Here is a 15,911-nt window from a genome sequence, read left to right as displayed (position 1 = left end):
CAACGTCCGGGTGCCCCATCCATCGCGCCTCTGTTCCTCGCGATGGGTGGGAACGTAAGCCCTCTCCCAGCCGGGCCTTAAGAACCTCAAACGAAATCACTCTGCGCATACTTTCGTATGTTCCCCATCGTGTTCCGATACGCGTACTGTCGTCTTCGCGCAAAACAACAGTCCTGAACCAATAGGAAACAGTCCTGAATCTTTCCCAATCCATCGGGAAGGGCAACAGGCTTAGAAAATCGAGGAAACAACGATGTTCAGAAGCATCTTCACTTTCAGGCCAGCCGTAACCGCAATCATCACGCTCGCACTCGTCGGAGCACCCGCAACCCGCCTCCTCGCCCAGGCAGGCCAGGCCACGCTCTCCGGCTCCATCACCGACCCCTCCGGCGCAATCATCCCCGGCGCGAAGGTCACCCTCATCCAGGAGTCCAGCAAGGTCCAGCGCACCGCGACCTCCAGCAGCAGCGGAGCCTTCAACTTCGTCGCCATCCCGCCCGACACCTACGACATCCTCGTCTCCGCCGACGGCTTCCGCCCCGCCCGCCAGAACGGCATCGCCGTCCACATCAACGACCAGCTCGACCTGCCGAAGATCCCTCTCTCCATCGCCAGCAGCGACATCACCGTCACCGTCACGACCGACACTGATAACGTAACCCCGACCACCTCCGGCGAGCAGTCCTACACCCTCACCGACAAGCAGATCCAGAACCTCAACATCGAGAGCCGTAGCGCCATCGAGCTCCTCGACCTCATCCCCGGAGCCTCCAACACCGGCAACTTCACCGGCTCCTACAACCGCGAGCAGGCCGGCTTCGGCCAGAACTCCAGCACCTATACCGTGAACGGCAACCGCTTCGACCAGGTCCAGATCGTCTCTGATGGCGCTCCCGTGACCGACCTCAACACCGCCGGCGCCGCCGCCGTCACCCCCAACGTCGACATGATCTCCGAGGCCAAGGTCGAGACCAGCGCCTTCTCCTCCGTCCAGCCGAACGGCCCCATCGTCTTCGAGACCCAGACCAAGTCCGGCGGCAGCCAGTATCACGGCGAAGCCTACATGACCGCCCGCAACAGCGTCTTCAACTCCAACGACGCCTACAACAAGCAGCTCGGCCTTCCGCGCGCGAACTCCAGCTTCTACTATCCCGGCGTCAACATTGGCGGCCCGGTCATGTTCCCGCACTCGAACTTCAACAAGAACCGCGACAAGCTCTTCTTCTTCGCCGCCGCCGAGTTCACCCAGCAGCACGTCGACCTCGGAGCGCAGGCCGCTCTCGTCCCCACCGCCGACATGCGCAAAGGCCTCTTCACTCCCGCGGAACTCGGCGCAATCGCTGGCTCGACGTACCGCCACTACTACCAGTCCAACCAACCCTGCACCGGCAACTACTACAACAGCCCCTCCTGCCAGAACGGCACCCTCAACCCCGCCGCAGTCGATCCCGGCGGCCTCATCCTGCTCAACGCCTTTCCTTTACCTAACGCCGACCCATCGACGAACTCCGCCGGCAACAACCTCATCACCGATCTCGTCACCTCCGATCCGCGCAACCAGGAGAACCTGAAGCTCGACTACAGCATCTCCGAGCGCATCCACCTCTCCGGCCGCTTCAACCACGAGAACGAGAACGTCCCCGCGCCCTACGGCCCCTACAACACCGTCAACTTCGCCAAGATCCCCTACCCCGCCGACCAGATCGGTCGCAACGCTTCGAACTCGCTCAACTTCAACCTCGTCAACACCATTACCCAATCGCTCACCAACGAGCTCTCCGTCGCCTACACCCGCTTCAACCTCCGCATCTCCATCGACAACGAAGCGGCAGTCTCCCGCACCGGCCTTTCCTACCCTTACGCGAACGTCTACCCCGGCTCCGACATCCTGCCGAACGTCAGCTTCACCTCCACCCCCGGCCTCTACATCCCCGGCGGCGAAGCTCCTCCTTTCAACACCGTCCAGAACACCACCACCCTCACCGACGGCATCACCAAGGTCCTCGGCCGCCACATCCTCCGCTTCGGCTTCTACGACGTCTACGCCGCTTACAACAACCAGACCACCGGCAACGATAACGGAACCGTCAGCGCCGGAACCTACGTCGCAGGAAGCACCGGCAACGAGTTCTCCGACCTCTACGTCGGCCGCATCGCAGGCTACGCCCAGAGCAGCCAGAACATCATGGCGCACATGATCAACAAGCGCTTCGATTTCTACGGCCAGGACACCTGGAAGATCGGCAGCCGCCTCACCGTCAACTACGGTGCGCGCCTCGACCACATCGCCTGGTGGTACGACAAGGACGGCAAGATCGCCGTCTTCAATCCCGCCGCCTATGACCCGAGTGCGCCCATTACCGCCTACACGGGCATGCAGACCCACGCGACCAACTCCGCCATCCCCATCTCGGGCGCGAAGCCGCTCAGCTTCCAGTTCGCCCCGTCCGCAGGCTTCGCCTACGACGTCAACGGCACAGGCCAGACCATCGTTCGCGGCGGCTTCGGCACCAACTACTACGTCGACCCCGGCACCAACGCCTTCTCCGCCGTCGGAGCTCCGCCTAATCTGAAAGTCTTCAGCTACTACACCGGCTCCGACACTCCCCTGACCCTGGCGACCGCCTCGACGATCGACCCTGCGTCCAACCCCGGCGTGGTCTACGGCAGCGCCTTTCCCACCGATCACCAGCCCGCCGTCACCTACTCCTGGAACCTGGCCGTCGCCCGCAACCTGCCCCAGGCAGTACATCTCGAAGCCAGCTACGTCGGCAACACCACCCGGCACCTCAACGGATACAGCACCCTCAACACCGTGCCTCTAGGCTCCGAGACGACCGCAAACGATGGTGGACCCTACTTTGGCGGCAACTACTACCAGCAACTGAACCGCACCTACAAAAGCTACGGCGACATCGGCGTCAACCTTCATAACCTCAGCTCCAACTACAACTCGCTCCAGTTCACCGCCTCGCGCTCCAAGGGCTGGTTCAACGCCTGGCTCACCTACACCTACGGCAAGGCCCTCGCCTACAACTGCGAAGACACCTTCGACGAGCACAACTGCTACAACCCCGCGCCCTTCGATCGCTCGCAGGCCGTCAACGTCTCGTACTACCTCATCCTGCCCCACGTCAGCCAGAAGTATCTCGGCAACACCAAGCTCGGCAACGCCGCTCTCGATGGCTGGAAGATCTCAGGCATCGAACAGTACGGCTCCGGTACTCCGCTCACCGACATCGCCCAGAACGGCGTCCTCCACAACGAGTACGGCGGCAACCAGATCATCGGCATCTACGGCACCTATCCCGCAAACGTCGTCCCCGCCGGAGCCGCTTATCCGAACGCTACCGTCACCATCTCCGGCGACTCTGTAGCTGGCACGCCCGACGAAGTCGCCGTCCCCATCGTCACCTGCAACCCCGCCAAGGGCCTGAAGGCGCACCAGTACTTCAACCCGAACTGCTTCACCGCTCCCTACGAGGGCCACAACGGCGCCTTCCGCCTCCCCTACATCCACGGCCCTGCCTACTTCAACGACGAACTCGGCATCTTCAAGGAGTTCAAGATGCGCGAGTCCAGCCGTCTCGAAATCCGTGCCCAGTCCTTCAACTTCCTCAACCGCGGCTTCGACACCTACCAGCCCTTCGACAGCAATCTCTACATGGGCTTCACCGATATCAACACCGCGCCGACCAACGCCGCATCCGCCGGCATCACCAGCACCCGCACCGGCCATCGCAGCTTCCAGTTCGCCGCCAAATATTACTTTTAGCGACCTCCCAAAGGGTCTTGCAAGCGGTGCCGGCGGAACATGCCGGCACCGCAATTTTCTTAATCGGGCCGCCCGCGTTTAGCCCGCACAGTCCACGAGAATCCTATGAAAAAAATAAGGTCTGCCACGCTCTCGATCGCCGCTCTCCTGACCACCTGTATCCCCTCTCCCCTCGTCTCCGCACAAGCACCAGCATCGCAAGCTTCAATCGTCGTCGATGCCTCCACCCCCATCGCCCCGCCCGAGACCGGCTTCCTCCACATGGGCGGCACGTCGCCCAACGGCCACTCCCTCCAGATCAACAGCCGCTACCTCGTCCTCAATGGCAAGCCCTGGCTGCCCGTCATGGGCGAACTCCACTACTCCCGCCTTCCCGAGAGCGAATGGGAAGACGAGATCCTCAAGATGAAGTCCGCAGGCATCGACATCATCGCGACCTACGTCTTTTGGATCCATCACGAAGAGGTCGAAGGCCAATTCGATTGGACCGGCCAGCGAGACCTTCGCCACTTCGTCGAGCTATGCGCCAAGCACGGCATGTACGTCTGGCTGCGCCCCGGCCCATGGGCCCACGGAGAAGCCCGCAACGGAGGCTTCCCCGACTGGCTCAACAAACTGCCCGATACCCGCACCAACGACCCCGCCTATCTCCGCTACGTCGCTCGCTTCTTCGATCAGATCGGCATTCAAGTCCACGGCCTCATGTTCCAGCAAGGCGGCCCCATCATCGGCACCCAGCTCGAAAACGAGTACGGCCTTCACGGCCCCGGTCGGGGCGCCGAACACATCCTCAAGCTGAAGCAACTAGCCATCGCCGCCGGTATCGATCCACCCCTCTTCTCCGTCACCGGATGGCCTTCGCTCGACTTCCCCCCGCGCGAAGTCGTTCCCGTCTCCGGCGGCTACCCCGACGGCTTCTGGTTCGGCTCCCAGACCAACCTCCCGCCCAGCATGAACTACCTCTTCAACTTCAATCGCGAACTCGGCGACATGGGAGCGACCGTTCCCTCCGAAGATCCCACCGGCAAAGTCGACCTCAAGCACGACCCGTACTTCGCCGCCGAGCAGGGCGGAGGCATGGCCACCGCCTATCATCGCCGCCCCGTCCTCACCTCCGACGACATCGCAGCCCTCACCCTCACCGGCATCGGCTCCGGCGTGAACCTCTACGGCTACTACATGTTCCACGGCGGCACCAACCCCAAGGGCAAGCTCACTACGCTGCAAGAGTCTGTAGCCTCCGGCTTCCCCAACGACCTTCCCGAACTCACCTACGACTTCGGCGCTCCCCTCGGCGAGTTCGGCCAGACCCGCGAATCCTACCGCAAGACCCGCATGATCCATCTCTTCCTCAACGCCTACGGCTCAACGCTCGCCCCTATGACCGCCTTCGCGCCTGAGCACCACACCCGCAACCCCGCCGACTCATCCGCCTCGCGCGTAGCCGTCCGCTCCAACGGCACATCAGCATTTCTCTTCGTCAACAACTACGTCCGCCAGCTCGACATGCCCGCGCGCAAAGCCTTCCAGGTAGACATCAAGCTCGCCAAAGAAGACATCCTCGTCCCCTCAAACCCAATCAACATCCCCGCAAACACCTACTTCGCGTGGCCAGTAAATCTACCCATCGGAAACGCCACCCTCCGCTACAGCACAGCCCAACTCCTAACCCAACTCGACACGCCCACGGGCGACACAATCGTCTTATTCGCCCTCCCTGGCATCGCGCCAGAGCTCTGCTTCGATGCCTCCAACCTCCGCAGCCTCACCGCACCGGGAGCAAAGATCGAAAGCTCCCACGGCACCATCCGCGTCTCCAACCTCACGCCCGGACTCAAGAACTTCCTCCAACTCACCGATGACTCAGGGAAAGTGACTCACCTTCTCCTCCTCACTCAGGACGAAGCCGAGCAAACCACCCTCTTACAAATCCACCAGCACGATCACCTCGCCATGACCCGCTCCGACATCCTCTTCGACGGCAAGACCCTCCGCCTCCGCTCCACCCTCTCGCCCGACCAACGCCTAGCCATCTTCCCCTCACTCCCCAACTCAGAGACCCACGACGGTGCATGGTCGATCTACACCACGCACCAGCCCGAACAGCACCTGAACCTCACCGTCACTCCAACCCAAACCGCAACACCCATCGCATCCATGACCATGGGCCCCTACTTCGACTGGCGCCAGACGAAGGTCGCTCTGGTTCCCCCAGACACCGCCTTCACCAACGCCAGCACCTGGCAACTGTCCTTCACCAATCCCCGAGTAAACGGCCTCAGCAACGTCTTCCTGAGACTCGACAACACCGGCGACATCGCAAGGCTCTACTCCTCCTCCACCCTGCTCGATGACAACTTCTTCAACGGCCAGCCGTTCGAGATCGGCATCGACCGCTTCATCTCACCCGGCAAACCCGCCGATCTAAAGCTCGAAGTCCTGCCCATGCCAACAAACGCTCCCATCTACCTCGACGACAGCGCCTCGAAGAAACTCAACCTCAGCCGCGCGATCCCAAAACTGATCCACGCCTCGCTCATCCCCGAGTACGAGTCCTCGCTTCCCCTCAAATAACGAAGCCGGGCGAACGCATCGCGCTCGCCCGGTTTGACTTGCTCTTCGCGATCTACTTCTTCGCAACAGGAGGAATCGTGAACGTATCCTTCACCTCGTACTCAGGCGTTGAAGCCTCCGCGTCGGCGACTCGATACATCTTCCCTTGCAGCTCTCCGTCTACCAGCCTGAACTCAACGAAGTGGTAGTTCGGAAAATCCTTGCCCTGGTACAAATCCTCCGGGCCGCGCTCCACCGGCACCGGCGAAGCCGCCCCGCCGCCCGAGACGAAGTACACCACGCCCTTCTGCTCGAACCGTTCGTAGTTGTGAATATGCCCCGCGCTCACGATGATCCTCGCCTTCATCTTTGGCGCAACCGATTCGAGATAGTCGCCCAGCGCAATCTCATTCGGCCGCGGATTGTGGCTCACATTGAATCGCGTCTGAAAGTCCGCAACCGGAGGATGGTGCAGGCTGATGAAGACATACCGCGTCGTCGCCGGAAGGTGCTTCAACTGGTCGGCAAGCCACCTCTGCTGGTCGCTCCCAGGCATCAGCGAGGTGTCACTATCAAGCGCGATCGTATAGATCGACTTGCCCAGCTCGACTGAATACCACCTGCGGCCCCGGTACTCCGGAAACGCGTTCCACCAATGCTCGAGCGCCTGCTGTGGATCGCCGTGGAACTCATGGTTGCCCAGCGCCGGATAGATATGCAGATGCTCGTCGCGCCACACCGCCGTCTCCGAACGGAAGACGTCGTAGTCGTTCACTACATCGCCGCTGTACGGCACGTCCCCATTCATCAGCACCGCGTCCGGATGACGCTTCGCGATCTCCCGCACCTGCCAGTTGCGCACCTTGGGATTGGTGACCTTCACGTTCGCCGGATCGGTAAACCGCTGGTCGCCAAAGATAATCACCGTCGGTTGTTCCGATAGCTCCGCCTGCGCCACACGGAAGCTCGGCCCCGGCTTGCTGATCAGCGATTCCGTCGACAGCGTCTCCGCGGTGACTTTCGCGTTCGAGTGGTCAACGGGCACACGCAGCGCGCTCGCAAGCGTCTCATACTGGTCGGTCGAGATGAAGTCCAGGTGCGCCTCGCGCGCAGCCTGCCAACGCACCTTCGCGGCTTCCAGAGATCCGAAGTTGTACTCATCCTCCCATCCCTGGTTCTCCGCCGCAGTAAATCCATCCAGGCAATACGCGCTCATCAGGTAGCCGAGATGGTGGCCATACTCCACGATGTTGCGTAGCCGGTCTTCCTGGTTGCCACCCCAATCGCCGTGATGCTCCTCGCCACCCTTCTCGACATACGCCCAGTCAATCCCCCACCAGCGGTGATAGTTGTCGGCCCGCTGCGTGTTCACCTCATCGATCGGCACCTTCACCAGGCTATCCACGAACTCCTGCTTCGGCAGATACTTCGGGTTCTCAACCGGCTTGATCGCCGATCCAAACACGCGGATCTTTCCGCCAACCGGCAGGTCATCGTAAAAGTACTTCTGCTTGATGTCGTTGGTCTTGTCTTCAACCAGCACTAGCATCGGCCCATAGTGCAGCGGCGCCTGGCGCGAGATGTCGCGGCCCTTCTCTGCCATCGTCAGCCACTTGCTGTACTTATCCAGCATCTGGTTGATCGCCTGCAGATGCTCCGGTGGATCGTTCTTGATGTCGAGATACAGCGTGATCAGTGGCCAGTTGGCTTTGTTGCCGTCGCTAAGCGCCTTCTCCATCACCGGCGTCACCTTCGGAAAGAAGTAGCTCTCGAGCGTGGGATCATCCGGCGTCGAATTCTTCGGACCATGGCAGATGAGCGACTTGCCATTCACCCAAGCCAGGTCTTCTTCAACGACAAATGGCGTTCCGCTCGCGAGTGCGCGATCCAGCCGATCGGCATACTTGCCATGATCGGGATAAGCATTGTGCGCCATCACCATCGTGCGCGCTCCCGCAACAAATGTTCCTGTGCGAGTTACATTCTGTGCAGGGGCGATGCCGGCACTTCCCGCAACCATCAGCGCCACTATCTTCCACAAATTCGACTGCATATCTCTCCAGCATTCCTGAGAACCTGTTGAATACTCTGTCTTGCTTAAGGGCACGGCTTAAGTCATGCCGTAAACGATCTCTTTGCAGTGCGGATTTCGCCGCTGAGGTACGGCTCTCTTTCTGTCTATAGCTCTTTCAACAAGCTCCCAAGTCTCGGCAAGTCAGCCACACGGAACCAGGCTGCGCGGGATATCCAATCCCGCGCAGCCTAAGGCACGCAAGCTAGAAGTCCGCCCGCAACATAAACTGCAACTCCCGCGCCGTACCCACGCCAACCGCATTGCTGCTGAACGGAGTCGTAATCACGCCAAAGTTGCTGCCCGCAAAGACGCTCGCCGGTGTCCCATAGTGCGCGACGTTGAAGAGGTTGAAGGCCTCCGCGCGGAAGTTGATGCCCAGCCGCTCCGTCACCGGAAAGCGCTTGTTCACGCCGGTGTCGAACTGCCACAGCCCCGGAGCACGCGCCACGTTCCGTCCCAGGTCGCCATGCACCTGCGCCGCCGGTGCCGAGAACGCCGCCGGGTTGAACCAGCTAGTCGGCGTCTTGTTCGCCGCATAGACCGATACCCCGGGAACAAGGTTAGGCCGCTGGTTCTTGTTCAACTGGTCAGGGAGAGCGCTCGCGCTCCGGCTGATGGTGATGTTCACCGGCAGACCGCTGCGCGCCGTCCCAATGCCGCTCAACTGCCACCCACCCACCACCAGGTCGGCGACGCGCGAACTATTCCCCAGGAAGGTATGCCCACGTCCCACCGGCAGCTTCCAGATCGTGCTCGCACTGAAGTAGTGCCGCATGTCCTGATCGCTATTGGCGTACTCGCAGATGTGGCAGTTGATGTCCTGCGGAATATCCGCTTCGCCGCCACCGATGCCGCCGTTGTCCAGCGAGTGCGACAGCTCATAGTTCGCCGAGACCAGAAGCCCCGTCGAGAAGTCGCGTCGCAGCCCAAGCTGCAACGCGTTCGTCTTCGCATCGTTCGCCGAACCGCGATAGTCGATCGTCGAGTACCCCGTATACGGTCGCTTGCCCGTAGCAGGATTGATGCCATTCAGCGTCACGTCCGAGAAGACATGCGAAGCATGCGTCCCAAAGTACGCCACCTGCGCGATCGTCTGCTTTGCAATCTCCTGCTGCACAGAGATCGTCCACTCTTCAACCGCCGTGTCTTTACGGTTCAGCGGCGATCCCGAAGGCGAGAAGCTCGTCGCCGCGGCGCCTAGATACGGCGTCGTCGGATAGCTCAACCCCGGCGCCTGCTGCTGCGTCAGCGTGTACTTGTCGGAGAGATTGCCGATCGGCGTTCCCAGGTTCCCGAACTGTCCTTCGCCAAAGTAAATACCGTACCCGGCACGCACAACACTCTTGCCATGCAGGCGCGTCGGCGAGTAAGCCACGCTCACGCGCGGTGAGAAGTCCAGCACATTCGGCTTGTACCATCCCGTACCCGTGGGGCAGATCACGTTCGCGCAGGCCAACGGATCGACCACGATGCCGCGGCCAAGCACCTCATGGTCCACGCCAAAGTACTCATACCGCAAGCCCGCATTGACCGTCAGGTCTTGATTGACCTGCACCTGATCGAGCACGTAGCCAAAGTACGCCGTCTTGCGCTGCCCGGTCAGCGGCACAATGCCGGAGTAGGAGTCCGAGTCCATCAGGTTGTTCAGGAAGTTCGTCGTGCTCGCGTAGGTGTAGATCTCATCCGGCACACTCGGCGACGCTTTATTCTCCTGCACCCGGCGCACCGTCACACCCGCCTTGATCGTGTTGCGGCCACGCACCAGCGTCATGTCATCGACGAAGCTGAAGGAGTTGTCGTAACGCACCGAACCCGTCGCGTCATCGAGCTTGGTGAACGCTCCGGTGACCGCAACGGAGAACGGCAGCGTGCCCGTCTCGCCTTGCGTAAACGCGGCCCGGTTGAAGCCGAACTTCGCATCGTTCATCAGCGTCGGGCTGAAGGTGTGCTGCACGCCAACCACGATGTTCGGCGTCGTCAGCGTTGTAAATCCAAGCCCCGTCAAATCACCGGGCGATACCACAGCGTAGTGGTCCGTAGCGTAGCGAATGAAGGCATTCGTGCGCTCATTCACCCGGTAGTCCACTCGCGCCAGGCCGGAGTCTTCGCGGTCGGTCGAAGGCGCGTTGCCATACCAGGTTACGGCGTTCGCATTGCCCGCAATCGCGGCGGTGCCAACCGGATACTCGTTCAGGATGGTTGCAAGCGCGGGCGACTTCGCCAGCACCGCCGCCCGAAAGCTTGCGCTCGGCACCGTGCCCGTCACCGAGAGATTCTGCGACTGCCGAAGCGACTCCCAGTTCACGAAGAAGAACAGCTTCTCCTTCAACAGCGGGCCGCCAAGGTTAGCGCCGAAGTTGTTCAGATGAAGTGTGGGCACCGTAGCCTTGGTGTTCCAGGGCGTCGCGTCGAAGTACGTATTGCGCAGAAACTCCCACGCCGACGCATGGAACCTGCTGCCTCCGCTCTTCGATACGAGTTCAATCTGCCCGCCCGGCGTTCCACCTTGGTCCGCGCTGTACGCCACGCTGTTGGCGCGAAACTCCGCAATCGACTCTGTCGAAGGCTGCAGCCGGATAGCCACCTTCTCATACTGGTGGTTGATGCCCGAGTTGTCGATACCATCGAGGTGCCAGTTGTTATCTTCGTCCGAGAGTCCGCCGAAGCGCACCTGGTCCTGTGTTCCCGTGCCGGAGTCGATCGCGCCCGGCACCAGCGCCACCAGCCCTACGTAGTTGCGGCCGTTCAGCGGAATCTCCGTTGCCTGCGAGCCATGAACGACACCGCCAATCTCAGCCGACGACTTTGAAAGACCGCCATCAGCCGGAGTAACCTCCACGGTCGTCGCAACCCCCGCGACATCCAGCGAAACCGACAAGCTGCGCGTCTCGCCAACATCCAGCCGCAGGTCCTTCACCTCGCGCCTGCTGAACCCGGCCCCATCAAAGGTGACCTTGTAAGTCCCCGTCGCCAGCGAGGACACCGTGTATACGCCCGAGCCGTTGGTCTTGCTGTGGATCTCGGTTCCAGTGGCGGACGAGGTAACAGTGATGTCGACAGCGGCCACACGGCCGCCCGTGCTGTCGGTCACAGTTCCCGTAATCGTTGCGCGATCGGTCTGGGCAAACACCGTGACCGAGCACAGGAGCAGCAGAGCGAGATAGATGCGTTTCATCGTGGAACTCCTTTCAGGAATGCGCCGGTTTACGGCTGGTAGAGAGCGTCTTTACTCTTGATCTGGGCCTGGATCTCATCGCGAATCTGTACGCCGATCTTCAGTGCGTCGGCCTCGCTGGCTGCCTTATCGAACGGGACCTCCATCACCACGAAGCCGCCATCGATGTCGCCGCCATGCACGTCCGTAATCGGCAGCAGCAGATCGTAGATGCCTTCCTTCTCAATGCGCACCGCGATCGCCTTGTGCTGCGCCAGCTTCTCGAGATCGCCGGGCGAAGACTTCTTACCCACCTTGCTCGGCGTATCGCTGGCGATGATGACGTTGTCGGTCGCCGCAGGAGGCACTGCATGAAGACCCAGCTTCTTGATCTCGCTATGCTTGGCCTTCTCTTCTGCGATAAGGCGAGCTGCCGCAGGTGCATCTACGTGGATGTAGTTCGCGGGCAGCGGGGAAGGCTGCTGGAACATACCGCCCAACAGGGCGATCACTGCAATGCTGTGTGCTGCAAACATAGCGAATCCTCTTTTCTTGTGCTGTTAGAAACGGAACGTCTAAGAACTTGTTGAAGTCCCCGGCCTTGCTTAGAGACCCGATCTCGCTTGTGGATCCGGTCTTGCTTAAGGGCACGGCTTCAGCCGTGCCGTAAGAGCGTTATCTGCAATGGGCCTCTGGCCCCTGAGGTACGCGATCTTTCACGCGCCCTCGAACTCCTATGGGTTCACCCGATAAACCAGCAACCCAGCATCGTCGATCACGTTCTTCGGATGGACCGCATAAAACTGCTTCAGCGAAGGCACCAGCAACGACGTCTTCGCCCCGTTCGTCGGCAGCCTCAGAATCTCCGTGTACTTGTCCGCAGCATCCTGGTGGAAGATGCTCAAACCTTGCGTGCCGCTCACATAGATCCGCTTCGAGGCAACATCGTAGGTCATGTCGTCGTTGTTGTCCGCGCACGGCAACTGGCTCACGACCTTGCCATCCTGATCGAAGACATAGAACATCCCCGGCTTGCGCCCCGCGACAAAGACACGCTGATTCTTCACATCCACCGCCAGCGCCGTATTGCGGTTCAGCCCCGGCGTGGTCCACGTCGTAATAAGCTTCTGGGTATCGAGGTCGTAGACCCCAATCTCAGACTTGTCGCGGATGTTCACATACAGCCGATGGTGCACATCATCCACACCCATGCTCTCCACGTTGTTGCCGGGCACGCTGAAGTTCGCATCCAGCAGCTTGCTCTCATCCACCGAGAAGATCGAGATCGTTGAGTCCGGCAGATTCGCCGAGACGCCGCCGTTGCCGATGTACCAAAGCCGCTTCGTCGCGTCGTAATACGCTGCATCCGGCGAGTCGCCCTTGCCCGTCGCCGAGCCGTCGATCAACTGGATGCGGTCGATGCGATGGAAGTCCGTCGCCGCAATCACGATCAGCGAAGAGTCGCCGCCATCGGCCACCAGCAACTCGTCCTTTTCCGGAGCGAACGCAAGCGAGTGCGGCGTCTTGAATCCTGGAATACTCTGCAGATGCTCACCCGTGTGCAGGTCGAACATCTCAACGGAATGATGCACCTCAGCCGAAACGAAGAGGTGACTACGCTTCATGTCCACGGCAAAGTGGTCGAAATCTCCCGTAATCTCAGGCAGCGCGGTCGCATGAATCTGCGTCAGCGGCCCTTGCTGCGCCGTTGCATCTACAGCCACTGCGAACCCAAGCATTGCGGTCGTCAAGGCGATTGCAGTATGTGCGAAGCTCTTGCGCATCCGTGCTGAAAAAATCATGTCGTCCATCCTTCAAACAGAGGTGTCGGAAGCCCGCGGCCAATTCCACGAAGGCGCTCCTTATAAAAGCGAAGCGCACACTGGCAATCCCGATGACCCTATTCAAACCCTGCTGCCTTAGGCGAGCCTTAGGGATCGAAGCAGGTCACAGAGAATTCACAAACGACGTGCAGACTGTTCACATGGCTGGCCTGTGAGGGTTTATGAAGCTTCTGGTAGTCGAAGACGACAAGCGCATAGCCCACATCCTGAAGCAGGGCCTCCTCGAAGATGGCCACAGCGTCTTCGTCTCCCATCGCGGAGACGAAGGTCTGGAACTCATCACAAGCCAGTACTTCGACGTCATCGTCCTCGACGTCATGCTTCCCGGCAAAGACGGCCTCAGCATCGTCAAGCACGCACGCCAGGCGAAGTGCGATGTTCCCATCCTCATGCTCACCGCGCGCGACGCCATGCCCGATGTCGTCCGCGGCCTGGACTCAGGCGCCGACGACTACATGACCAAGCCCTTCCAGCTTGAAGTCCTGCTCGCCCGCGTGCGCGCCATGGGCCGTCGCGGCCAGGTCCCGATGCTGGACCAGATACAGGTCGGCGACCTCCTGCTCGACCGCAGCCAGAAGGTCGCGCGCCGCGGCGACCGCGAAGTTCCGCTCACCCGCAAGGAGTTCGCCTTGCTGGATCTGCTGATGCGCCGCGCGACCCAGGTCGTCTCGCGCGCTGAACTCATCGAAGCCGCCTGGGGATTCGAGACCGACGTCAGCGACAACACCGTCGACTTCCACATGCACAGCTTGCGCAGCAAGATCCGCCAGCCCGGTGCGCCCAGCCCCATTCGCACTGTACGCGCGCAGGGCTATCACCTGAGCATCGCCGAATGAGCCTCAACCTCCGCTCGCTCCGAGTCCGTCTCTGCCTCTGGTACGTGCTGCTCAGCATGGTCTGGATGAGCGCCCTCGGCATCTTCTCCTACATCTACCTCAGCCACGCTCTCGCAAGCTCCCGCGAGCAGACCATGCAGCGACGCGAGACCCGCATGATTCACTTCATCAAGGAAGAGCCATTCCTCGCACCCGGCACGCCGCTAGCCGTGCAACTGCATCACTTCATGCTCGTCAGCCCCGACACCGACCTCCTCGAAGTCTCAAGACTCGACGGCACGCCCATCTACATGAGCCCCAACGGCGGAGGCCGCATCCCCTGGACAGGCGACGCCTGCAAAGATCCCTGCTTCAACATCGTTCACCTGGACAGACACACTTTCCGCACCCTGCAGCACATCGCCGACCTAGAAGGCTATCCCGTCCGCCTCACCATGGCCGGCGTCATGGACGAGCACTACGACATCCTCAAGATGGTCGAGACCTCCTACCTGATCTTCCTTCCACTCATGCTCCTCGCCGCCATCGCCGGCGGCTTCATGCTCAGCCATCGCGCCCTCGAACCCGTAGACCGCATCACCCGCGCCGCCCGCACCCTCGGCATCCACGACCTTCATCGCCGCCTTCCCATCGGAGCGACCGGCGATGAGCTGCAACGCCTAGCCGAAGCATGGAACGAGCTTCTCGAACGCCTCGAGCGCGCCGTCAAGGGCCTCACCCAGCTCACCAGCGACGTCTCCCACGACCTCCGCACCACCATCACCGTCATGCTCGCAACCACGCAACTTGCTCTTAGCCGCCCACGCTCCAACCAGGAGTACCGAGACTCTCTACAGACCATCATGGAAGAGTGCCAGTCCACCGCCGCTCTGCTCGACGACCTCCTCGCCGCCGCCCGCGCCGACACCCCTCAGCAACAGATCGAGCGCCGCCCCGTCGATCTCAGCGACGTCATCCAGGAAGTCTGCGGCCATCTGCTCGCCCGCACGGAGATGAAGCACCAGCAACTCACCGTATCTTCAGAAGACGACCTCTGGATCCTCGGCGACGCCTCGCTCATCCGCCGCCTCGTCACCATCCTGCTCGACAACGCAATCAAGTACACCGGCGAACACGGCAGCATCGCCATCGAACTCCGCGCCTCTGGCACCGCCCACATCCTTGAAGTGCGCGACACCGGGGTCGGCATCCCTCAGGAGGAGATGCCCCGCATCTTCGACCGCTTCTATCGCATCGACGCCTCACGCAACCGCTCCGAGGGCGGCAACGGCCTCGGCCTCGCCATCGCAAAGTGGATCACCCTGGCCCACGACGCCACCATCCACGTAGAGCCCGGCAAGACAAGCGGCACTGTCTTCCAGGTCCGCTTCCAATCCATCCCCGCTTCAGATGCAATCCAGGTCGCCTGACCTCTAGGATGCTCATAACGCGATAAATCAAGCAAAATTTTGCAACGCTTGCTCGTTTCGTGCTAACTTTCATCAACACCAAGTAAAAATCTGCTGTTTGCCCGTAAGGGCATCCGTTTCTCTTGGCTGACCGCGCCGGCTCCTCGATGAGCTAACCCGTGACTCCATTTGAGCTACGAAACAACTCTCCGTTAGGGAGAGGCAGCGCCCCCGCACCCAAATCTGATCGACACAAGCCGGAAGAGTTGAGAGAGGACAAGATGAAA

The 15,911-nt window shown here is 61.0% G+C and carries 8 protein-coding genes; 4 read left to right on the top strand and 4 right to left on the bottom strand.

Annotated features, from left to right (window positions below):
• Window positions 1–253: 253 nt before the first annotated feature.
• Together OHL18_RS04360 and OHL18_RS04355 are read left to right on the top strand one after the other, a co-directional pair.
• Window positions 254–3,775, top strand: a complete 3,522-nt coding sequence (locus OHL18_RS04360) for a carboxypeptidase regulatory-like domain-containing protein (RefSeq protein WP_263373602.1) — start codon at window positions 254–256, stop codon at window positions 3,773–3,775.
• 105 nt (window positions 3,776–3,880) lie between these two features.
• Window positions 3,881–6,349, top strand: coding sequence for a beta-galactosidase (locus OHL18_RS04355; RefSeq protein ID WP_263373601.1), 2,469 nt, complete (start codon window positions 3,881–3,883; stop codon window positions 6,347–6,349).
• Window positions 6,350–6,401: 52 nt separating this feature from the next.
• On the opposite strand, the gene OHL18_RS04350 is transcribed toward OHL18_RS04355, so the two are convergent.
• From OHL18_RS04350 to OHL18_RS04335, 4 genes are all read right to left on the bottom strand, one after another.
• A complete protein-coding gene (locus OHL18_RS04350) occupies window positions 6,402–8,381 on the bottom strand; it encodes a metallophosphoesterase family protein (RefSeq protein WP_263373600.1) in 1,980 nt (659 codons plus the stop codon).
• Window positions 8,382–8,604: 223 nt separating this feature from the next.
• Complete coding sequence (locus OHL18_RS04345) at window positions 8,605–11,577, bottom strand: TonB-dependent receptor (RefSeq protein ID WP_263373599.1); 2,973 nt, start codon at window positions 11,575–11,577, stop codon at window positions 8,605–8,607.
• Window positions 11,578–11,606: 29 nt separating this feature from the next.
• Window positions 11,607–12,092, bottom strand: a complete 486-nt coding sequence (locus OHL18_RS04340) for a hypothetical protein (protein ID WP_263373598.1) — start codon at window positions 12,090–12,092, stop codon at window positions 11,607–11,609.
• Between the two features lie 198 nt (window positions 12,093–12,290).
• The gene (locus OHL18_RS04335; RefSeq protein WP_263373597.1) at window positions 12,291–13,358 is read right to left on the bottom strand and encodes a YncE family protein; all 1,068 of its coding nucleotides are present in this window, start codon (window positions 13,356–13,358) and stop codon (window positions 12,291–12,293) included.
• A gap of 203 nt (window positions 13,359–13,561) precedes the next feature.
• Between OHL18_RS04335 and OHL18_RS04330 the strand changes: the two genes are divergently transcribed.
• Both OHL18_RS04330 and OHL18_RS04325 read left to right on the top strand, forming a co-directional pair.
• Window positions 13,562–14,236 (top strand): response regulator transcription factor, encoded by a 675-nt coding sequence (locus OHL18_RS04330; RefSeq protein WP_263373596.1) that lies wholly within the window; start codon window positions 13,562–13,564, stop codon window positions 14,234–14,236.
• A complete protein-coding gene (locus tag OHL18_RS04325; protein ID WP_263373595.1) occupies window positions 14,233–15,645 on the top strand; it encodes a sensor histidine kinase in 1,413 nt (470 codons plus the stop codon). Before OHL18_RS04330 ends, OHL18_RS04325 begins: the two co-directional genes overlap by 4 nt.
• Window positions 15,646–15,911: the final 266 nt, after the last annotated feature.

The organism is Granulicella aggregans (genome assembly GCF_025685565.1).
Lineage (GTDB): Bacteria > Acidobacteriota > Terriglobia > Terriglobales > Acidobacteriaceae > Edaphobacter > Edaphobacter aggregans_B.
Note: the sequence above shows the minus strand (reverse complement) of the source record. Positions and strands in the feature narration are given on the sequence as shown.